The sequence below is a fragment of the Minwuia thermotolerans genome (genome assembly GCF_002924445.1).
In the GTDB taxonomy this organism is placed as follows: Bacteria; Pseudomonadota; Alphaproteobacteria; order Minwuiales; family Minwuiaceae; genus Minwuia; species Minwuia thermotolerans.
The window spans coordinates 409,432-429,940 of sequence record NZ_PIGG01000031.1; the positions used below are offsets into that span (position 1 = coordinate 409,432).

The following is a 20,509-nucleotide window of genomic DNA, read 5'->3' on the forward strand; positions in this document are numbered from 1 at the left end:
GGGAGCCCTCGATGCGGCTCCGCCGGCCCGACCTTGCCTTGAAGGTCCAGAAGCGCGAAGGTGTTCCGGAAAAGAAATAATGGTCGGAGCGGGATTACCGCGCGCAAGCTCGACGGTCCCATCACGATTCACGCCTCCGCGTCCCGACGCTGCGGCGTCGCGATCCGGGCAGGGAGATGAACGAAAAGACAGGCGACAGTTTCGCTGTGGTCGCCCTTGGCGGTTCCGCGGGGGCCCTTGCGGCCTATCAGGCGTTTTTCAGGGCGCTCGACGAGAAGATCGGCGAAGACGGGACGGCGGATATCGCCTTTCTGGTCATCCCCCATCTCTCGCCCGACCACGAAAGCATGATGGCGGAAATCCTGCAGTCGGCGACGCGGCTGCCGGTGCGGTCGATCACCGGGGAAACGGCGATCCGGGCCGGGCATGTCCATGTCCTGCTGCCCGGACAGACCCTGGACGTGCGCGACGGCCGCCTGCTGCCGAAGGACCGGGCCGCCGGCGCGGCGCACCATCCGGTGGACGACATCTTCACCGCCCTGGCGCAGGACGTGGGCGCGCGGACCATCGCCGCGGTCCTGTCCGGCACCGGCGCCAACGGCTCGGCTGGCCTCGCCGCAGTGCGCGAGCACAACGGACTCGTGCTGGCGCAGACCCCGGAGTCGGCCGAGTTCCCGGAGATGCCGCAGAACGCGATCCAGACCGGTCTGGTCGACGCGATCCGCGCCCCGGCGGAGATGGCCGGCCTGATCGTCCGCTACGCCGCCAACGGCCACGGGGGCCGGGACGATATCGCCCTGCGCGACCACGATGCGGCCGGCGACAATTCCGACGACCTTTCGTCCGACGGCCAACGGCGGCTGGGCGCGGTCATCAACGCCATCCGGTCGGAAACCGGGCTGGATTTCACGCCCTACAAGAACGGGACCCTGCAACGGCGCATCGAACGACGGCTGCAGTTGAGCGGCGGCGCGTTCGAGGACTACGTGGCCCGGCTCGACGGCGATCCGGAGGAGGTCCGTGCGCTGGCCAACGACCTGCTGATCTCGGTGACGGGCTTCTTCCGCGATCCCCCGGCCTGGGACATGCTGCTGGAACGGGCGATCCGCCCGATCGTTCAGTCCGAACAGGGCGACGTGGTGCGCGCCTGGGTGGCCGGCTGCGCCTCGGGCGAGGAAGCCTATACGCTGGCGATCCTGCTGCGCGAGGAAATGGAGGCGCAGCGCCGCCATGGCCGGGTCGAAGTCTTCGCCACCGACATCTCCGAGGCCGCGGTGGCGCGCGCGCGCCAGGGCGTCTACCCGGCCGCCGCCGTACAGGCGTTGAGCGAGAAGCGCCAGCACAGGTATTTCCAACGCGAGGGCGACACCGTGCGGGTGCGCCCGGAACTGCGCGAAAGCGTGGTCTTCGCGGCCCAGAACCTGTTGCAGGATCCGCCCTTCGCCAGGATGGACCTGGTGGTCTGCCGCAACGTGCTGATCTATCTGCGCCCCGAGTTCCAGCGCCGGCTCATCCGCCTGTTCCATTTCTCGCTGCGCCCCGGCGGATACCTCTTCCTGGGCAACGTCGAATCCATTTCCGGCGAGACCGGCCTGTTCGAGGCGATCGACACGGACTCGCGGCTCTACGCGCGGACCGAACCCGCGCACGCCAGCGCCGTGCCGTTTCCCGTGGCCGGAGATCAGGGCGGCGGCAGCAGTGCCACGCCCGCCGCCAGAACCCGGCCGGGCGCAGCGCCGCGCGCGACGGAGCTGACGCTGAAGGCGCTCGCCGACCGCCACGCGCCGCCGTCGGTGCTGATCGATCAGGACTATGAGGTGCTCTACTTCCACGGCGGCGTCGAACGCTATCTCAAGCCGCAGGCGGGCGAGCCCAGCCGCAACCTGCTGCTGCTGCTGCGCGACGGCATGTCGACGCGGCTGCGCAGCGCCGTCGAGCAGGCCCGGGCAAGCGGCGCCGTCCATGTCGAGCCGGCCCAGGCCTCGACGCCCGCCGGCACGATGCCGATCCATATCGAAGTGGCGCCGCTGACCGCCCGGGGCGCCGAGAACCGCTGGCTGGTGAGTTTCGTCGAAAGACCGGAGGCCAGGGCGGCCACCGGCGCGGAAACGGCGCGTTCGGATACCCGCGAACGGGAACTGGAGGAGGAGATCCGGCTGCTGCAGCGGGAACTGGACGCCTGCTCCGCCGAGGCGGGCCGGGCCCAGGAGGACCTGAAGTCCTACAACGAAGAAATCATGTCGATGAACGAGGAGCTTCGGGCCACCAACGAGGAGCTCGAAACCTCCAAGGAGGAACTGCAGTCGCTCAACGAGGAGCTCAACGCGGTCAACAACCAGCTTCGCTCCAAGGTCGAGGCCCTGCGGGAACGCACCAGCGATCTCGACAACCTGTTGAACAGCACCGACGTGCAGACGCTGTTTCTCGATACCGGACTCGCTGTCCGCTGGTTCTCCCCCGGCATGGAAGCGCTGTTCGTCGTCCGGTCCTCGGATCAGGGCCGGGTGATAACCGAGCTGGTCCAGCATTTCGACGACCCCGGATTCGAAGCGGATTGCCGCGCGGTGCTGCGGGACCTGACCCGGCGGGAAAGGGAAATCCCGGGGCCTGACGGACGCTGGTACCAGCGCCGCATCTCGCCCTACCGCACCGGCGACGACCGCATCGACGGCGTCGTCGCCAGCTTCAGCGACATCACCGAGGTCCAGGCCGCGCGGCAGTACGCGGAGAGCATCGTCGAGACGATGCCGGGGCCCCTGCTGGTGCTGGATTCGGACCTGCGGGTGCAATCCGCCAACGCCGCGTTCTACGAAACCTTCCAGGTGGCGCCGGAGCAGACAGCCGGGCGGCTGATCTACGATCTGGGCAACGGCCAGTGGAACATCCCCGAACTGCGGCAGTTGCTGAGCGAAACCCTGTCGCGCGAAAGCCGTTTCGAGAACCACCTGGTCGAGCACCGGTTCGAATCCATCGGACAGCGCATCATGCTGCTGAACGGCCGGCGGCTGGACAGCGTGGATCTGATCCTTCTCGGCGTGGTCGACGTCACCGAGCAGCAGCGCGCCGAGACCCATCAGCGCCTGCTGATGGAGGAGCTCGACCACCGGCTCCGCAACTGGATGGGGGTGGTCCAGGGTCTGGCGCTGCAGACCAAGGCGCGCAGCGACACGCTGCAGGATTTCTGGGAAGAGTTCGAGGGTCGGCTGGCCGCCCTGGCGCGGGGCCACGAACTGCTGCTGGACCGCAGCACGACCCCCGCCGGCATGATGGACGTTGTCCGTCAGGCCGCCGCCGAGACCGATGCGGCGCGCCTGCATCCGAAGGGACCGAATGTCGATATCGCGCCGAAGAAGGCGGTATCGCTGATGATGGTGCTGCACGAATTCATCGCCTCCGCCGCCCGGGACGGCGCCCTGCACGAGGACGGCCACGGGCACGTCGAACTGCACTGGATCCTGGAGGACGACGACGTCATCCGCGTGACCTGGCAGGAGGTCGGCGGCCCCACCAGCGCCCTGGAGCGCAGCCGCGCCTTCGACGACGGGCTGATCGCGCAACTGGTTGAATACGACCTGGGCGGCTCCCTACATGTAGGACGCGGGTCCGACGGGCTGCTGTGCGAATTCACGCTGCAGCGCGCGTGACCGCAGGAAGGCCCCGGATGGCGGACGAAGGCAAGCGGGACACCGAAGCGATGCTGAACGGATGGCGGGTGCTGGTGGTCGAGGACGAGGCCCTGATCGCGCTCGACCTGCGCAACATGCTGGAGGGTTTCGGCTGCACGGTCGTCGGCCCCGTGGCCACCGTCGAGAACGCCGTCGAGGCGACCGAGCGGGACCGTCCGGAGGCCGCCCTGCTGGACGAGGTTCTGGGAGAGGCCAGCGTGGCGCCCGTGGCGGAGGAGCTCCGCCGCCGCGGCATCCCCTACGCGGTGGTCAGCGGCTACAGCGCCAGTCCCGCCGGCGACCCCGCCCTGCGCGAGGCGCCCCGCCTGTCCAAGCCGGTCGCGGTCAGCGACCTGTGGAATCTGCTGGCCGGCCTGCGCCGCGGCGCCACCGCGGCCTGACCACGGCCCAGAACCTGCCGGAATCATCGGGAGAATTGGTGGGCGCAGTAGGACTCGAACCTACGGCCCGCTGATTAAGAGTCAGCTGCTCTACCAACTGAGCTATGCGCCCACACTCTCAGACGGCGCCCGTGGCCCCGTTCAGCGGAGACGGGTTTCTAGCGGATCGCCGGCGCACTGGCAATAGCCAAGACGGCACCGGTTTCGCGGCCGACCGGGCGCCCCGGCCGAGGTCGAAATCCGCCGCCAGCGGCGCGTGATCGGAGAGCCCGGCCGCGCAGAAATCGGCGAACGGCCCGATGCCGAAACGGCGCAGCCGCGGCTGCCAGCGGGCGCTGAAGAACAGATAGTCGATGTGATAGACCGGTCCGTCCTCGCGCCGGTCGCGCCAGTAGTGCGTCGGCTCGCTCTCGGCGCCGAAGGGCTCGCCGCGGGCGAGATGGTAAGCGCTGACCAGGCCCAGGCGGCGGCAGCGCGCGACGTTCTCGGCGAAGTTGATGGCGTGGCCCGGCCGGTCCCAGCGTTCGTGGTTGTTGAAGTCGCCGGCCGCGATCAGCGGCCCCTGCCCCGCCAGCCAGCCATAGCGGTCCAGCGCGCGGTTGAAGGGGCCCGGCTCGGCCCGGCGCCGGAAACCCCCGGACGCGTTCTGGGCCCAGACGGCAAGCACGGTGAAGCGGAGCCCGGCGCCCCGGACCTCCACCGGCATGACGTGCGGCAAAGCCGGATCGTGCACGGGCAGACGGCGTACGCGGAACGGCGGCCGGGCGATCACGGCCAGGCCCTTGACCTCGTTCGGCCCCGTCCAGGCAATGCGGCGGGGCGGCAGGTCCATGCCGGCGGCGCGCAGGCGTTCGGGACGGGCGCATTCGCTGATGACGGCGATATCGGGCGCCAGTGCGTCCAGCGCCGGCCATTTCCGATCGAGCGCCATGGCGCAGTTCCAGGCCACGACCCTCATGACGCCGCACGCCCGGACGGCGCCGGTCTTCCGCCAGCTTTCATTGGCCTGAAATGACCTGTGCACCGGGAGAGCATCATGAGCGAACGCGGCGACCTGATCTGGAACCAACCGGCGGCCGCCGGCATGACGGCCATGACGCGATTCTACACCCGCGTCACCGGCCGGACGGTAGAGGAAATGCCCCGGGCCGTCGCCCACCGCCGAAATCCACGGCCCACCCTCCCGCCGATAGCGGTTGCGCCGCCGCCCGCGGTCGCGCCACCCTGACGGCCGGGGAGGAATCGTGGAAGCGGACAGGACTCAGATCGCCGGTCTCCTGCTGGCGCTGCTGGCAGGCGTGTTCCTGGGCAGCGCCGTGGCCGTGGCGCGCTTCGCCTATGACGGCGGCGCAAGCGGCATCGTGGTGGCGGCCACGCGCACCTCGATGATGATCACGGCCATCGCCATCGGCCTGCTGGTGACCCGGCGCACCTTCCGCCTGCCGCCCGGCCTGTTCCCTCTGGCGCTGCTGAACGGCGTCCTGATGACCGCCATGACCTACGGCAATATCGGGGCGGTCGAGTTCATCTCCGTCGGTCTGGCGGCGTTGCTGTTCTTCACCTTCCCCATCCTCATCGCGGTGATCGTCACCGTCCTCCGCATCGAACCGTCGAGCCCGCTCAAGCTGTTCTGCATCGTCCTGGCCTTCGTCGGCCTGGCGATGATGCTGGGCGCCTCGGCCGGCGACGCGGACTGGCGGGGCGTCGCCTTCTCGCTGGTGGCGGCCGTGGCGACCGCCATCAACGCCGTCCTCGTCGCGCGGCATTTCGGACGGGTCAACGTCTTCGTCATGACATTCCATTTCGGCTGGGTGTCGCTGGTCGTGATGGCCCTGATCGGACTGACCCTCGCGGAGGTCCGCCTGCCCGAAACGCCGGGCGGCTGGGGCGGACTGTTCGGCGTCGCCCTGCTGCAGGGCTCGGCCATGCCGATGTATCTCTACGCCATCAGCCGGATCGGCGCGCTCAAGGCGGGCATGTTCACCAATATCCAGCCGGTGACCTCCATCGTCGAGGCGTGGGCGCTGTTCGGCGAGTTGCTGGGCCTGTTGCAGGCGCTGGGCGGCCTGCTGGTGCTGGGTTCCATCGCCCTGATGCAGTGGGCGGATCTGCGCAGGCGGCGGCGATTGACTGCCGTGCCGAAGGCGGATCAAATGCCGCCCGTCGCAAGCCTGACCGATGGGGAGGAAACACGGTGAGCAAGCTGAAGATCCACGGACCGAACCAGTCCCGCGCCCTGCGCACGGTCTGGATGGCCAACGAGCTGGGCCTCGATTACGAGCAGGACACGATGGATTTCCGCTCCGGCGTCACGCGCAAGCCGGAATATCTCTCGATCAACCGCGCCGGCCATGTCCCGGCGATCGAGGACGGCGACTTCGCCCTGGGCGAGAGCTGCGCCATCAACATCTATCTGGCCAAGAAGCACGGCAAGCTGATCCCGAAGGATCTGCAGGGCGAGGCCCGGGTTCTGGAATGGAGCTTCTGGGTCATGACCGACGTCGAGAAGCCGATCCTGAACTATCTGTTCCACGCCGCGATGCTGCCCGAGGACCAGCGCGACCCGAAGGTGGTCGAGCAGTCGAAGAAGGACCTCGAATGGCCGCTGACCGTGCTCAACAACCACCTGGCGGATCACGACTACCTGGTGGGCAATGAGTTCACCGTGGCGGATCTGAACGTCGCCGGCGTGCTGCTCTGGGCGAAGCTGTCCAAGTTCGACATGTCGGCATATCCGAACATTCCGGACTGGCTGAACCGCTGCACCAAGCGCCCGGCCATGCCGGGACGCTGACGCGATGCGGCACCTCTTCGACCTGAGCGGCAAGACCGCGGTCGTCACCGGCGGCTCCAGGGGCATCGGCAAGGCGATCTGCCAGGCCCTGGCCGCCCACGGGGCCAAAGTCGTCGTCGCCAGCCGCAAGCTGGACGCCTGCCAGGCCGTGGTCGACGAGATCACGGCCGATGGCGGCGAGGCGACGGCCATCGCCTGCAACATCACCCACCGCGAAGACCTGGGCAAGCTGGTCGAGCAGTCGAAGGCCGCCTACGGGCAGATCGACATCATGATCTGCAATGCCGCGGTGAACCCCTTCATGGGCTCCAACCTCGACATTCCCGACGACGCCTTCGACAAGATCATGACCTGCAACGTGCAGTCGAACCTCTGGCTGGCGCAGATGGTCGTGCCGGAGATGCAGGCCCGCAAGGACGGCGCCTTCATCGTCGTCTCCTCCATCGGCGGCCTGAAGGGCAGCGCGGCGCTGGGCGCCTACGCGATCTCGAAGGCCGCCGACATGCAGCTGGTGCGCAACCTCGCGTCCGAGTTCAGCAAGGACAACATCCGCTTCAACTGCATCGCGCCGGGGCTGGTGAAGACCGACTTCGCGAAGGCGCTGTGGTCGGACGAGGACCGGGCCTCGCGGCGGATCAAGGGCACGCCGCTCAACCGTCTCGGCGAGCCCGAGGACATCGCCGGCATCGCGGTCTACCTCGCCGCGCCCGCCGGATCCTGGACCACGGGCCAGACCTTCGTCATCGACGGCGGCGTCATGGCCAACGCCACCGCCGGCTAGGAACGAGCCATGAAGATCCGAGCCACGATCGAGGAAGCGAAGGTCGCGCCCATTCCGGCGGGGCGCGCGTCACCGCTGCTCATGGAGCACGGCTCCATGACGCTCCGCTACTACGCGCCGAAGGGCCGCGACCCGCAGACGCCGCACGACCAGGACGAGATCTACATCGTCGCCAGCGGCTCGGGCACGTTCTTCATGAATGGCGAGCGCGTGCCGTTCGGACCCGGCGACGCCCTTTTCGCCCCCGCCGGCGCCGAGCATCGCTTCGAGGATTTCTCGGACGACTTCGCCACCTGGGTGATCTTCTACGGGCCCGACGGCGGAGAGTAGTACCGGCGGCGGCTCAGCTTCCGATCCGCATCAGATCCCGGGCAAGGAGAATCTCGCCGTCGAAGACCTCGGCGGCGATGGTCTTCCAGTCGGCTTCCTGCTCCGGCGACGGTGGCGGCACGAGATGGTTCAGCACCAGTGTCTTCACACCGCAGCGCCGGGCAGTTTCGCCGGCCTGGCGGACATCGGAGTGATAATCCAGAACATCACGCATCCGCTGCATCCGCGCACGTTCGACCACGTCGCGGCGGATCGCGGTCTGGACGTAGATGTCCGCGTCCTGGCAGATCTCGTCCAGTCCAGCGCACGGCACCGTGTCGCCGGCGATGGCGACGACGAGGCCCTCCGCCTCGATGCGGTAGCCCAGGGTGGGATGGACCGGGCTGTGATCGGTGGGCGCGCAGGTGATGCGGACTCCATCGGTGTCGAGCGCGAGCCCCGCTTCAAGCTCGTGAACATCGAGCCGTGGCGGATCGGTCAGGTCGTCGTGATGGGCGATGCGGTAGCCGATATCCGTCTCCAGCGCCGCCAGCGTCGCGCGGGCGAAAGCGGCCAATCCGGCCGGACCGTACACGGCGAGCGGGTTCGGGGAGGGGCTCATGATCCAGCGCGTCGTGATCACGTCGTTGAAGTCGGTCGTATGATCGCTGTGCATGTGGGTAATGAACAGCCCGGCAAGCGCCGCCGCGCCCACGTCGACGGCCGCGGTCCGCATCAACACGCCGCGGCCGCAATCGAACAGGAAATTCCTGTCGCAGGCACGCACCAGCGTCGCCGGGCCGGCGCGATCCGGATGCGGCATCGGCGAGCCGCTGCCGAGAATTGTCACGTCCATGCTATCCCCTCTCCCGGTGTGCTCAGCGGCTCTCGCGCCGCCAGGCGAACAGTGCGAGGCCCAGCATCAGGATGACCAGCACCCAGGGCGGCACGGCGGGGGCGCGGCTGATTCCGGTCACGTCATATGCCTCGTTCTCGACCAGTCCGTACCAGCCGCGGCCGGCGGCCCGATCGCCCGGTCCGACGCGGCGCAGGGACGGCTCCGGGGTATCGGCGAGCCGGATCATCGCGCCGCCCGAGGCGGCCACGTGCGGCGACAGCTTCTCCGGCGTCGAGATCAGGTCGGCGAATTCCAGCGGATTGAGATTGCCGAGGACGGCGACCGACTGCAGATCGCCGTCGCGCACGCGGTAGAGCCCGGCGACGTCCAGATCCATGCGGGCGAAGCTCTGGCCGTTGTTGCCCTCCTGCAATTGCAGCCGGCGCGCGCGACCGCCCGGCCCGGTCACGGTCACCGTCTTCGGGCCCGGCGTCAGGGAGCGGCGTTTCACGGTCAGTTGCCGGCCCTCGATCTCGGCGGTGACGCTTTCCTCCTCCAGCGCCGGCTCCTTCATCAGCCAGTGGGCGACGCGGCGCAGCATCTCCGCCTGCGGGCCGCCGCCTTCGTAGCCGCGGGCCCACAGCCAGGCCTGGTCGGACAGCACCTGGGCGACGCGCCCCTCGCCCACCCGGTCGAGCACCAGCAGCGGCCTGTCACCCGGCCCGGTCATCAGCACGTCGGCCCCGGCCGCCTCCGTGTCGACCAGGCGGAACCAGCGGCCCCATTCGCGATCGCCCAGGGGGCCGCGCAGATCGGCGGTCACCGGATGCCGCAGGCCGATCTCCGAGACTTCGGGCCGGAAGCCCGTCACGGTAACCTCGCCCGTCGGCGCGCCGGGCAGCACCTTGGACAGGGGCGTGCGGTAGAGACTGGCCGGACCGGCGAAGGACGGTCCGGCCGCGTCGAGCAGCGCCCCGCCTTCGCGGACATAGTGGACGATGTTGTTGAGATAGGCGAAATGCAGCACGCCCCGGCGCCAGAAGCGATCGAAGATGATCAGGTCGAATTCGTTGATCTTGACCTCGAACAGTTCACGGATCGGGAAGGCGATCAGCGCCAGTTCGTGGATTGGCGTCGAATCCTGCTTCTGCGGCGGGCGCAGGATGGTGAAATGCACCAGGTCGACCGCCGGGTCGGCCTTCAGCAGGTTCCGCCAGGTCCGTTCGCCGTTATAGGGTTCGCCCGAGACCAGCAGCACGCGGAGCCGGTCACGCACGCCGTTCACCGCGATCGCGGCGCGGTTGTTCTCCAGGGTCAGTTCGCCCTCGCCCGCCTCGACCACGAACTCGAAGATGTTGCGCCCGCCATGGCCGACGGGGAGTTCGATCTCGGTCTCCCGCCCGACCGGCGCCAGACGGGTTTCCAGCGGCTCCCCGTCGCGGCGGATCGCGACCCGGGCGAACTGCGAGGCGCCGGAGCCGTCATGCACCACGATCGCCGCCGTGGCCTGTTGGCCGACGATGGCGAAGGCCGGGGCGGAGGCGATCTCGATGCGCCGGTCCAGTTCGTCTTCCTCGCCGGTGAGGAGCACGTGCAGCGGCGCGCCGAACAGGTTGGCGTCGCCCTCCTCGGGCAGGTCGTGGACCTGGCCGTCGGTGATCATGACGACCCCGGCCAGCCGGTCGCCGGGTACGCCCTCCATGGCGCGGCGTGCCGCGTCCACAAGCATGGTGCCGTCCGGCGGCCCCCCGGCGCGCGGGCCGGCCTCGACAACGCGCAGTTCCAGGCCGTCGAGTTCGCCGGCCGCGTCCTCGACCGCCGCCCTTGCGTGATCGGTCTGCGCCGTCCGGTCGCCGGACTCCTGACTGATGGAACGGTCGATCACCACCACGGCGACGTCGTCGTGATAGCGCCGCTCCTCCTTGACCAGCGTCGGTCCCGCCAGGAAGGCCAGGATCGCGCCCATCAGCGCGAGTCGCAGCAACCCGCCGGGCGCGCGCCGGAACAGCGCGAACAGCACCAGCGCCGCGCCGAGCCCGGCCATGACGAACAGCAGCGCCTCCGGCACAAGGGGTTCGAACACCAGCCGGTTGCCATCCAGGAACATCTACTGGCCCAGCCTCTCGAGGATGGCCGGCAGGTGAACCTGGTCGGCCTTGTAGTTGCCGGTCAGCGCGTACATCACCAGATTGACGCCGAAACGGAATGACATTTCCCGCTGATCGCCGCCGCCGTGCAGCATCGCGACCGGGCGGCCGGAATCGTCCATCGCCCAGGCCGCAGCCCAGTCGGCGCCGCCGATCACCAGCGGCGAGACGCCGTCATTGGCCGAGGAATCGAGATTCTCCACCCAGACCCGCCCGCCGGAATACCGGCCGGGAAAGACGTCCATCAGGTAAAAGGAGCGGCCCAGCACGTGGTCTTCGTCGACGCTCTTAAGCGGACCGACATCGATGCGCGAAAGCAGTTGCCGAAGCCGCATGGTGCCCGGCCCCGCATCGCTGCCGCGGCCGATCGGACTGCCGTCGTCGCGGGTATCGAACAGCACCAGGCCGCCCGTGCGCAGGTAGCTGTCCAGCTTCTGCACCGCCCGGTCGCTCAGTGCCGGCTGGCTCTCGGTCATCGGCCAGTAGACCACTGGATAGAAGATCAGTTCGTCACGCTCGATGTCCAGGGCCGCCGCCTCCACGGGCTCCACCGAGGTGCGGGCCCGCAGGATCTCGTTCAGCCCGAACATGCCGGCGGCCGACATCCGGTCCACCCTGTCGTCGCCGGTGACGACATAGGCCAGGCGCATGTCCAGCGCGTCCTCGACCACCGAGCGGTCGACCTCTCCCGCCTGTTGCGCATGGCCGGTGGCAGGCGCCAGCACCAGGCCGGCCGTCAGCGCGGCGCAGAGCAGCGCCGAGGCCGTCGCGCTCCGGCGCGAGAAACGATGATGGCCGCGCAGCCAGAGCGCGATGACGAAGTCAGCAAGCAGCAGGGCCAGGGCAAGCGCCAGCAGCCAGGGGCCGAGATCGCGCTCCGGATCGCCGCCGATCTCCCCGCGCAGAACGCCGGCGGGCAGATCACCCAGGCGCACCGGCTGCGCCGCCCGGTCGCCCACGTTGAAAGCCAGCGCTGCGGCGTCCTCCCCGTAGAGGCCCGGCGGATGACGCGGACCGATGGGGGTCTCTGCCACCGCGGCCTGGTTCAGCGGCCGCACCGTCGGACCCGGGCGGGCGCTGCGCCCGAAGCCGTCAAGCACGGTCTGCGGCGCCAGCATCCGGTCCTCGGCCTCGACGTCGATACCCGTCGACAGGGCGCTCATGCGGCGCAGCATCTCGACGAACAGCCCCGACAGCGAAAGATTCGACCAGGCCGTGTTGGCCGACGTGTGAACCAGAATCAGCCAGCCCTTGCCCCGGGCCTCCGCTGTCACCAGCGGAGTGCCGTCCTCCAGCCGCGCCCAGGTCTTTTCCGGCAGATCCACCGTCGGTTCCGCCAGCACCTGGCGGCGCACCGAGACATCGTTGGGGACCGGCAGGCCGCGGAAGGGGCTGCTTTCGGGGAATGGCGCCAGCTTCGCCGGCTCCGACCAGCTCATCGCGCCCTGCAGATTGCGCCCGCCCTGGCGGATCGCCACGGGCAGCAGGTCGTCGGACTGTTCGGCCAGGCGCGGACCGGCGAAACGCACCAGCACCCCGCCCTTCTCGATCCAGTCCGCCACCCTCAGTCGGTCGAGTTCCACCAGTTGCCCCACATCGGCCAGCACCAGCATCGACAGCGGCTCGTCGAGCAGGCGCGCGATCTCGCCTTCGCGAATCTCGGCGAAGGGCGCTAGTGCGCGCTCCAGGTAGTAGAGATCGGAAAGCAGCGGCTGGGCGCGTTCCGGCTCGCGCGTGCCCGCCAGACCGGCGCGGTAGCGTTTCAGGCCGTCGCCGAGCAGCGCCAAGGACCCTGCGCTCTGGCGGCCTTCGATCTCGACCCGGGCGATCTGGTTCAGCGCCTCCACCGGCAGCGTCTCGGTCAAAGAGGTCTGGCGCATGCCGGGCTCGAAGGCGACAGGACGGCGCATCAGGATGCGACCGTCCTCGGCGGCCATCCGGACCATCGCTGTTTCCGCGGTGGTATCGATGTCGCGCTCCAGCCGCACCTCCACCTGCGCCCCCGCGCCCTCGACCGAGCGCACGAGCGTCACGCTTTCCCCCGCGGGCCGCTCGATGACGGTGAGGGTGCCGATGCGGCGGGCAGCTTCGATCAATGCCCGGGCGTCGGCTCCTTCAAGGCCGTTGGACAGCCAGTAGAGATTGGCCGCGCCCTCCAGCGACAGCCCTTCCAGCGCCGCCGCGGCGGCGGCGTGATCCGGGCGCCAGGATCTGGGCTCCATGCCCTGGATGATGCCCTGCGCCTCGGTGGCCGACATGAATGCCGCGCGCGGCGCCACCGCATCCGGATCGGGCGTCGTCCTGAGCAAAATAACCGGGCGTTCCTGCCGCCGGGCCCGATTGGCGATGTCGACCATGGTCTGCACCCGCGCCCGCCAGCTCTGCGCCGCCGCCCAGCCGTCGTCGACGATCAGCACCACCGGCCCGGATGACGCGAACTCGGCGCCGGGATTGAGGACGGGCCGGGCCAGTCCGGCGACGATCAACGCGGCGATCAGCAATCTGAGCAGAAGCAGCCACCAGGGCGTCCGCGCCGGGGTCTCCTCACGGCGGGCCATCTCGAAGATCAGCCGCGCCGGCGGGAAACTTATCCGCTGCGGCGCCGGCGGCGTCGCCCTCAGCAGCCACCAGATCACCGGCAGCGAGAGCAGCCCCAGCAGGATCCAGGGCTGCCCGAAAGCAAAAGCGGAGAGCAGGGCGTTCACTGGCTGGCCCCGGAGATCGCCTGATAGAGCGAGAGCAGGGCCGCCTGGGCGGGCTGGTCGGTGTGGTGGGTGTCGAACGTCCAGCCGGCACTGCGCGCGATCTGGCGCAGATCGGCCTGCCGCCGGTCGACGCGCGCAGCATATTCCTCGTGAATCGATTCGGTCCGGCCGATCAGCACTTCGCCCTCGCCTTCCGGGCTTTCGAACACCACCCGACCGTCATAGGGCAGCCGATGTTCCGCCGGATCCATTATCTGGAGAAGGTGACCGCCCACGCCAACTGCGGAGAACCGCCGCAGGAAGACCGAGACCTCGTCCAGGGGCGTCAGAAAGTCGCCGATCAGCACCACCTGGGCATAGCGCGGCAGATTGGCCGACGGCGGCAGGCTGGAATGGTCCTCCACCAGCCCTTTCTCGATCGCCAGGGCGTAATCCTCCAGCAGCGCACGCGAAGACCCGGGCGGGCGGTCCATGCCGAGAAAGGCCACGCGCTCGCCGCCGCGCAGCAGCAGCGAGGCCAGCGCCAGCGTCAGCAGGGTGGCGCGCCTGAGTTTCGTGGTCTGTCCCAGATGCGAGCGGAAATCCATGGATTCGGAGCCGTCCCGCCACAGCCAGACGGCCTGCGCCGCCTCCCACTCGTTCTGGCGCACATAGGTCGGCACGCGCTTGGCCGACTGACGCCAGTCGATCCACGAGGCCGGGTCGCCCTGCTGATAGCGACGGAACTGCCAGAAACTCTCACCTTCGCCGACCCGCCGGCGGCCGTGCACACCCTGGCTGACGGTCTGCGCCACGCGTTCTGCCTCGACCAGCAGCGGCGCCATCGCGCCGGCAAGCCGGTCGGCGCGCTTTCTGAGTCGCTGATCGATCCGGGCCGGCGGGGGAGCCAGGGCCATCGGCGGCTAGAGCCGGCTCACGAGCCGCGCGACGATCTGCTCGACGGTGACGCCGTCGGCACGCGCGGCGAAATTGACAGCCATGCGGTGCCGCAGGATCGGCGGCGCCAGCGCAGCGACATCATCCACGGACGGCGCGTAGCGGCCGTCCAGCAACGCGCGGGCGCGCACGCCCAGCATCAGCGCCTGCGATGCGCGCGGTCCGGGTCCCCAGGCCACATGACGGCGGATCTCCTCGTCGCCGCTCTCCTCGGGCCGGCCGGACCGCACCAGCGTCAGGATCGCTTCGACCACACTGTCGCCGACCGGCAGGCGGCGGACCAGCCGCTGCGCCTTCATCAATTCGTCCGCGGTCATCACCGCGCCAGGCGAAACTTCCTCCGCACCGGTCGTCGAAAGCAGCATCCGGCGCTCGGCCTCGATATCCGGATAGGGCACGTTGATCTGCATGAAGAAGCGGTCGAGCTGCGCCTCAGGCAGCGGATAGGTGCCTTCCTGCTCCAGCGGGTTCTGTGTCGCCAGCACGTGGAACGGCCGGGGCAGTTCATGACGCTCGCCGGCGACGGAGACATGGTATTCCTGCATGGCCTGCAACAGCGCGGACTGGGTCCGGGGACTGGCGCGGTTGATTTCGTCGGCCATCAGCAACTGGCAGAAGACCGGCCCCTGGATGAAGCGGAAGGAGCGCCGACCTGCGTCGGATTCCTCCAGCACTTCGGAACCCAGGATATCGGCCGGCATGACATCGGGCGTGAACTGCACGCGCCGGCTGTCGAGCGACAGCACGGCCCCGAGCGTCACCACCAGCTTGGTCTTGGCCAGGCCTGGCACCCCGATGAAAAGCACATGACCGCCCGACAGCAGGGTCACCAACGTCTCGTCGATCACCGAATGCTGCCCGAAGATGACCTTTCCGATCGCGTCGCGGATGCGGTGGGCCTTCTCGCCCAGCGCTTCCACTTCCTGGGCGAGGTCCTCGCCCGCTTCGCTGACGTTTTGCATGAAGATGATTATATTGAGCATGGCGCGGGTTGCGAGACGATTCCCCGTGAGCAGGATCAATTTACGGCGATGTGCCGGAAGGAAGCCGAGAGTGAATGGCGTGAGCCCCGACAAGAACCATCTGAGGATCGACCAGCTGGCGGAAACCCTGGACGCGGAAGCGCGGAAATCCTATCCGCCGGTGCATCTCTGGGATCCGGCCAATGTCGGCGAGATCGATATCCGCATCGCCGCCGACGGCACCTGGTACCATGAGGGCGATCCGATCCTGCGGCCGGCGCTGGTCAGATTGTTCTCGACGGTGCTGCGCAAGGACGACGACGGCCGCCACTACCTCGTCACCCCGGCCGAACGGCTGGCGATCGAAGTCGATGTCGCGCCCCTCTATGTCAGCGAGATGTACCGCGAGGGCGAGGGCGACGATCAGACGCTGTTCTTCCGCACCCATACCGGCGATGTGGCGCCGCTGGACGAGGCTCATCCGCTCAGGGTTCCCGTGGACCCCGGGACCGGCGAACCGACCCCCCTCGTCCTGGTCCGCGACCGGCTGGAAGGACTCCTGGCCCGCAGCGTCTTCTACGACCTGGTCGACATCGCCGAGGAGCGCGAGATCGACGGCGTCGCCGTCCAGGGGGTGATGAGCGCTGGCCGCTTTCATGTCATCGGCCGCAGCGACGGGAGGCCGCTGGACTGAACGCCATGAAACCCGACGACATCCGCAGCCGCATCCTCCGGCCGACCGAACCGGCCTGGGGCCATTCCGACTATGACCTGACGCCCGACTCGCCTCCCGGCGAAACCAGCCTCAGGCCCGCCGCCGTCCTGGTTCCGATCGTCGACCGTCCGGACGGACCGACGGTGCTGCTGACGCGCCGAACGGCGCATCTGCGCGCCCATGCCGGCCAGATAAGCTTTCCCGGCGGGCGCATGGAGCCCCACGACGAATCGCCGGAGGACACGGCGCTGAGGGAAACCGAGGAGGAGGTCGGCATCGTGCGCGACCGTGTGGAAATCCTCGGTCGCCTCGACGTCTACCGCACCGTCACCAATTTCTCGGTCACACCGGTCGTCGGCATCGTGGCCCCGGATTTCGATCCGACGCCCGACCCCCACGAAGTCGCCGAGGTCTTCGAGACGCCGCTGGCCTTTCTCCTCGACAGCGCCAACCATCATCGTCATACGGGCTGGTTCAATGGCAATCCAAGAAGGTGGTGGGCGATGCCCTATGGCGACTACTACATCTGGGGCGCGACGGCCGGCATGCTGATGAACCTCTACGAGCGTCTGTCGGACGAGCGCTGATCATGCGCCGCTTCATCATCCACGTCGTGCCGTTCCTGCTGCCTTTCGTGCTCTATGGCATCTACTGGCTGATCGCGAAACGGCGGGAAAACAAGGGGCTCACCATGGTCCCCTGGCTCTGGCTGACAGCCAGCGGCCTGGCGTTGAGCGTGATCACCATGGCGGTGCTCGCCTTCATGATGGGCAGCGAACCGGGCGGTGAATACATCCCGCCGCGCTATGAGGACGGCGTCATCAAGCCGGCGGAAACCCGGCCCGCCGAATGACCCGGGGGACGCCCCCTGCCCCGCCGCCCTGGCGCCGGAATCGGGCCGCGGGACGCGTGCTGGCGGTTCTCGAGGCGGCCGGCGGCGAGGCCCGTTACGTCGGCGGCTGCGTCCGCGACTGGGTTCTGGGCCGGCCGACCGGCGACATCGACATCGCCACCACCCTGGTACCGGAGCGCGTGATCGAAGCGCTGCAGCAGGCCGGCATCAAGGCGGTGCCCACCGGCGTCGAGCACGGCACGGTGACAGCCGCGCTGGAGGGTCAGGGCGTCGAGGTCACGACCCTGCGTCGCGACGTCGAGACCGACGGCCGCCGGGCTGTCGTCGGGTTCACGACCGACTGGGCCGAGGACGCCGCACGGCGGGATTTCACCGTCAATGCGCTCTATGCCGACCAGGCTGGACAGCTCTACGACCCGACCGGCCGGGGCCTCGGAGATGCGCGCGCGCGCCGGCTGTGCTTCGTCGGCGATGCGGCGACCCGCATCCGCGAGGACTATCTGAGAATCCTGCGCTTCTTCCGCTTTCACGCCCAGATCGGACTCGACCTCGACCCGCCGGGCCTCGAGGCATGCGCCGCGCTGGCGGAGGGGCTCGAACAGCTGTCGGCCGAGCGTGTCTGGCACGAGACGAAGCGGCTGCTGGCCGGGCCCTGGGCGGCCGAGACGCTGCACGGGATGGCGGAAAGCGGCATCCTGGGCCGTGTGCTGCCCGAATGCCGCGACCTCTCCGTCTCCGACGCGCTACCTGGCGCGTGCGACGCGGAACTCAGGCTGGCGGCGTTGCTGCCGAAGGCCGGCGCCGGCGCTGCAGAGGATGTGGCGAGACGGTGGAAGCTTTCGCGCCGCGAGGCCGCACGCGTCGTGAACGCTGTGGAACCCCTGCCCGATGACGCCGGCACCGACGCCGCGGCGATCCGCAGGATCGTCTACCATTCCGGCGGAGAAGCCGCAGCGGACCGACTTGCACTGGCGCATGCCCGGGGCGGGGCGGTCACGCCGGAGGCGGCGGAGACCGCTCGGAACTGGCGCCCGCCGAGGTTCCCCCTCAGCGGACGCCACGCAACAGCGCGCGGCATCGAAGCCGGCCCGGCCGTCGGCGAATTACTGAAGGCTGTCGAGAACTGGTGGATCGCGGGGGACTTCACAGCCGACCGGGAGGCCTGCCTCGCCGAGCTCGAACGGCGGATCAGCGAGACGGAAAGCCCAGGATCCAGCCCTCCTCGGTCATGACCGCCTCCCGTTCTGCCGCCGTCAGTGACGCAGGCGCAGCGAGCATGTCGACAAGATATCCCTCGTTCTGCGCACCCAGCAGGCCGTCGCGGGTCGCTGCCACCTGCCGCGCGTCGCGGATGGCGTAAGGCTGGTCCTCGAACGGAAACAGGGTGGGCCAGCACTCCACATGCACCACGCCATCGAGATCGGCATTCCAGCCCGTCTCGAACGGCCAATAGAGTGTGCGTCTCGACCGGTCGAGGCTGCGGTTCAGTCGTTCGATCAGGGCAAGGCCCATGAGGGCCTGGCTGCCGACGGAACCGGCATAGGCGAGCTTCCAGACACTCTGAATGGACTTGTGTCCGGCCTCCCGAACCTGGCGCTCTACCAGGCGCCACTCCGTAAAGCCATGATGGCCGAATGGCGGGCGCGTCTCGTACACCGTTTCCGCCGCCTGCGTTCGGGGCCGCCCCCAGAAAGGTCCGGGCGGGTTGCCGATCCGGCGATTGAGCCGGTCCGCCACGTCGAAGCGGTTGTTGGCGTCCTTCGGTCCGTCCTCGACCAGCCCGAAGAGCAGTTGCGCCGCCGCCCGGCCGCCGCCCAGCCCGCTGCCGACCGGATAACCGAAGGGAAAATCCCAGGCGATCAGAGCCGGTCCAGCGACCTCCGCCAGCGCCCCGTGCAGCAGTTCCAGCAGATCCTGCCGGGTGCGGCAGTAGACCGGATCGAGCCGCCGCCCCAGAACGGCCAGCGCTGCCCAGCAGCGATTCTCCGTGGGCCGCTTCGGACCGGGGCTCGCGGCGGCGGAGAAGTCGACGACCGCGAGCAATTCGAACTCCGGATGCTTTTCGGAAACCATGCCATCAGACTGGCATGGCGGCACGGCTTCAACCAGCGTCACGGCGGTCCGACAATTTCGGCACGTCCATAAATGCGCGGAACATCGCCTCGCCCTCCGCCGCCGCTTCTTCCATCAAGGTCAGATAGCTCGGCCAGGGCGGCGTGATACGTCCCTCGACGGCGCCGAAGCGGGTCTTCAGGGTTGCGCCGTTCTTTCCCGCCAGCCGCTGCATCCGATGGTTCTCCAGCAGGCAGATCATCTCGACGCGGCTTACGAAGCGGTTGCGGGCCATGTCGAGTATCCGCTCCAGCAGGGATGCGCCAATTCCCCGGTTCTGGAAACCGGGCTGGACCGAGATCGCCAGTTCGGCACGTCCGGACCAGACCTCGGGCGTGGCAATCAGTTCGGCGACCCCGCGCAGCTTGCCATCGACGAAGGCGCCGAGGATGGTGCTCCTGAGCCATTCGATGCGGCTGACATAGCGGACGATGAAGGCATCCTTGACGATGCTGCAGAAGCGCATGCGCCGCGAAACCGGATCCAGCGACAGGAAATGATCGCGCAGGAGATCGCGCTCGAGAGAGGTGATTTTCCGCATCGTGACACGGCCAAGGCTGCCGGTTCCGTAAAGTTCGTGATCGGCAAGCATGGAAGACCTCCTAAAGGACGAGCCTTCCTCCCCATTTGCGGCTACGATCTTGTGCGCCGCACAACAGCTGAGGTGTTCTCGATTCCTCGACTTTCAAGAGGAGATGTGCGGTGCACAATCGCGCCGCCCGGCGCTGCTACTTCGCGAACTTGATCAGCTTGCCGCGGGCCGTGCGCACCGGCTGCCCGTCGACGGTACGGATGAACTCGAGTTCCATGCCGAGATCGGTGAGCGTGCGGCGGTAGACCTGAAGCTCAGCCGTGCCGTCCGCCGCCACCCCCAGGCCGTAGACGGTCAGCGTCTGCTCCTCCAGCCGGGCCCAGTAGTAGCCTTCCCCGCTCATCGGATCGCCGCCGCGCGCCGAACGCCAGACCTTCTTGCGGTCGGGATCGGGCACGAAGCTGACCCGGGCCTCCTTCAGCACTTCGACCGGGGCGTCCGGAATGCCCTTCTGACGCAGGATCGTGGCCCAGCGCACCGAGAACCCGCCGCCGCTCTCGCCGCGGATTTCCACGTCCATATCGCGCGCGGTGACGCGGAAATGCGTGCTGATATCGCTCTCGGAAACGGCGCTGCCGCGCCAGACGCCCTCGAACGCGCCGATGGAAACTTCACGCGCCTGCGCGAGACCGACACTCGCGGCCATGATGAGTACGAAGAAAACGGCCCTGATCATGAAACTCCCCCCGGCTGAACCTT

20 protein-coding genes and 1 tRNA gene are annotated in these 20,509 nt (G+C 68.6%); 11 read left to right on the forward strand and 10 right to left on the reverse strand.

The window, feature by feature from the left end:
- Positions 1–176: 176 nt before the first annotated feature.
- Positions 177–3,644: a CheR family methyltransferase gene (locus CWC60_RS09800; protein WP_109793802.1), complete on the forward strand. Its 3,468-nt coding sequence runs from the start codon at positions 177–179 to the stop codon at positions 3,642–3,644.
- 17 nt (positions 3,645–3,661) lie between these two features.
- A complete protein-coding gene (locus CWC60_RS09805; protein ID WP_109793803.1) occupies positions 3,662–4,066 on the forward strand; it encodes a response regulator in 405 nt (134 codons plus the stop codon).
- A gap of 36 nt (positions 4,067–4,102) precedes the next feature.
- Here CWC60_RS09805 and CWC60_RS09810 read toward each other — a convergent pair.
- Together CWC60_RS09810 and CWC60_RS09815 are read right to left on the reverse strand one after the other, a co-directional pair.
- Positions 4,103–4,178: transfer RNA gene (locus CWC60_RS09810), tRNA-Lys, on the reverse strand.
- A 6-nt stretch (positions 4,179–4,184) separates the two neighbouring features.
- On the reverse strand, positions 4,185–5,024 hold the full coding sequence (locus tag CWC60_RS09815; RefSeq protein ID WP_109796303.1) for an exonuclease/endonuclease/phosphatase family protein: 840 nt from the start codon (positions 5,022–5,024) through the stop codon (positions 4,185–4,187).
- A gap of 78 nt (positions 5,025–5,102) precedes the next feature.
- On the opposite strand from CWC60_RS09815, the gene CWC60_RS09820 reads away from it, so the two are divergent.
- The 5 genes from CWC60_RS09820 (at position 5,103) to CWC60_RS09840 (ending at position 7,971) form a co-directional block, all read left to right on the forward strand.
- On the forward strand, positions 5,103–5,294 hold the full coding sequence (locus CWC60_RS09820; RefSeq protein ID WP_109796304.1) for a hypothetical protein: 192 nt from the start codon (positions 5,103–5,105) through the stop codon (positions 5,292–5,294).
- A gap of 16 nt (positions 5,295–5,310) precedes the next feature.
- Positions 5,311–6,264 carry a DMT family transporter gene (locus CWC60_RS09825; RefSeq protein ID WP_109796305.1) on the forward strand — a complete coding sequence of 318 codons (954 nt, stop codon included), beginning with the start codon at positions 5,311–5,313 and terminating at the stop codon, positions 6,262–6,264.
- Positions 6,261–6,860 (forward strand): glutathione S-transferase family protein, encoded by a 600-nt coding sequence (locus CWC60_RS09830; protein WP_109793807.1) that lies wholly within the window; start codon positions 6,261–6,263, stop codon positions 6,858–6,860. The genes CWC60_RS09825 and CWC60_RS09830 overlap by 4 nt, the downstream gene beginning before the upstream one ends.
- Before the next feature lie 4 nt (positions 6,861–6,864).
- Complete coding sequence (locus CWC60_RS09835; RefSeq protein ID WP_109793808.1) at positions 6,865–7,641, forward strand: SDR family NAD(P)-dependent oxidoreductase; 777 nt, start codon at positions 6,865–6,867, stop codon at positions 7,639–7,641.
- 81 nt (positions 7,642–7,722) lie between these two features.
- Entirely contained in the window at positions 7,723–7,971 is a 249-nt protein-coding gene (locus tag CWC60_RS09840; protein ID WP_420891155.1) for a cupin domain-containing protein, read from the forward strand.
- Between the two features lie 13 nt (positions 7,972–7,984).
- Here CWC60_RS09840 and CWC60_RS09845 read toward each other — a convergent pair whose 3' ends face one another.
- Genes CWC60_RS09845 through CWC60_RS23885 form a run of 5 tightly spaced genes read right to left on the reverse strand, consistent with a single transcriptional unit; the run spans position 7,985 to position 15,559 of the window.
- Complete coding sequence (locus CWC60_RS09845; RefSeq protein WP_164516466.1) at positions 7,985–8,806, reverse strand: MBL fold metallo-hydrolase; 822 nt, start codon at positions 8,804–8,806, stop codon at positions 7,985–7,987.
- 22 nt (positions 8,807–8,828) lie between these two features.
- Entirely contained in the window at positions 8,829–10,895 is a 2,067-nt protein-coding gene (locus tag CWC60_RS09850; protein ID WP_109793811.1) for a hypothetical protein, read from the reverse strand.
- Complete coding sequence (locus CWC60_RS09855; protein WP_206419860.1) at positions 10,896–13,640, reverse strand: DUF4159 domain-containing protein; 2,745 nt, start codon at positions 13,638–13,640, stop codon at positions 10,896–10,898.
- On the reverse strand, positions 13,637–14,536 hold the full coding sequence (locus CWC60_RS23880; protein ID WP_109793812.1) for a DUF58 domain-containing protein: 900 nt from the start codon (positions 14,534–14,536) through the stop codon (positions 13,637–13,639). Before CWC60_RS23880 ends, CWC60_RS09855 begins: the two co-directional genes overlap by 4 nt.
- 6 nt (positions 14,537–14,542) lie before the next feature.
- On the reverse strand, positions 14,543–15,559 hold the full coding sequence (locus CWC60_RS23885; protein ID WP_206419861.1) for an AAA family ATPase: 1,017 nt from the start codon (positions 15,557–15,559) through the stop codon (positions 14,543–14,545).
- 79 nt (positions 15,560–15,638) lie between these two features.
- Between CWC60_RS23885 and CWC60_RS09870 the strand changes: the two genes are divergently transcribed.
- From CWC60_RS09870 to CWC60_RS09885, 4 genes are read left to right on the forward strand one after another with little or no spacing between them, the layout of a single operon-like run.
- Positions 15,639–16,232 carry a DUF1285 domain-containing protein gene (locus CWC60_RS09870; protein ID WP_241147916.1) on the forward strand — a complete coding sequence of 198 codons (594 nt, stop codon included), beginning with the start codon at positions 15,639–15,641 and terminating at the stop codon, positions 16,230–16,232.
- A gap of 5 nt (positions 16,233–16,237) precedes the next feature.
- Positions 16,238–16,840 carry a CoA pyrophosphatase gene (locus CWC60_RS09875; protein WP_109793814.1) on the forward strand — a complete coding sequence of 201 codons (603 nt, stop codon included), beginning with the start codon at positions 16,238–16,240 and terminating at the stop codon, positions 16,838–16,840.
- A 2-nt stretch (positions 16,841–16,842) separates the two neighbouring features.
- Positions 16,843–17,106, forward strand: a complete 264-nt coding sequence (locus tag CWC60_RS09880; protein WP_109793815.1) for a DUF6111 family protein — start codon at positions 16,843–16,845, stop codon at positions 17,104–17,106.
- Positions 17,107–17,162: 56 nt separating this feature from the next.
- Positions 17,163–18,338 carry a CCA tRNA nucleotidyltransferase gene (locus CWC60_RS09885; protein ID WP_206419862.1) on the forward strand — a complete coding sequence of 392 codons (1,176 nt, stop codon included), beginning with the start codon at positions 17,163–17,165 and terminating at the stop codon, positions 18,336–18,338.
- On the opposite strand, the gene CWC60_RS09890 is transcribed toward CWC60_RS09885, so the two are convergent.
- The 3 genes from CWC60_RS09890 to CWC60_RS09900 all read right to left on the reverse strand — a co-directional run bounded on the left by CWC60_RS09890 (position 18,295) and on the right by CWC60_RS09900 (position 20,486).
- A complete protein-coding gene (locus CWC60_RS09890; protein ID WP_109793817.1) occupies positions 18,295–19,179 on the reverse strand; it encodes a hypothetical protein in 885 nt (294 codons plus the stop codon). The two genes, CWC60_RS09885 and CWC60_RS09890, sit on opposite strands and share 44 nt — an antisense overlap.
- A 28-nt stretch (positions 19,180–19,207) precedes the next feature.
- Positions 19,208–19,810, reverse strand: coding sequence for a GNAT family N-acetyltransferase (locus CWC60_RS09895; RefSeq protein ID WP_109793818.1), 603 nt, complete (start codon positions 19,808–19,810; stop codon positions 19,208–19,210).
- Positions 19,811–19,946: 136 nt separating this feature from the next.
- On the reverse strand, positions 19,947–20,486 hold the full coding sequence (locus CWC60_RS09900) for a hypothetical protein (protein ID WP_109793819.1): 540 nt from the start codon (positions 20,484–20,486) through the stop codon (positions 19,947–19,949).
- Between the last annotated feature and the right edge of the window lie 23 nt (positions 20,487–20,509).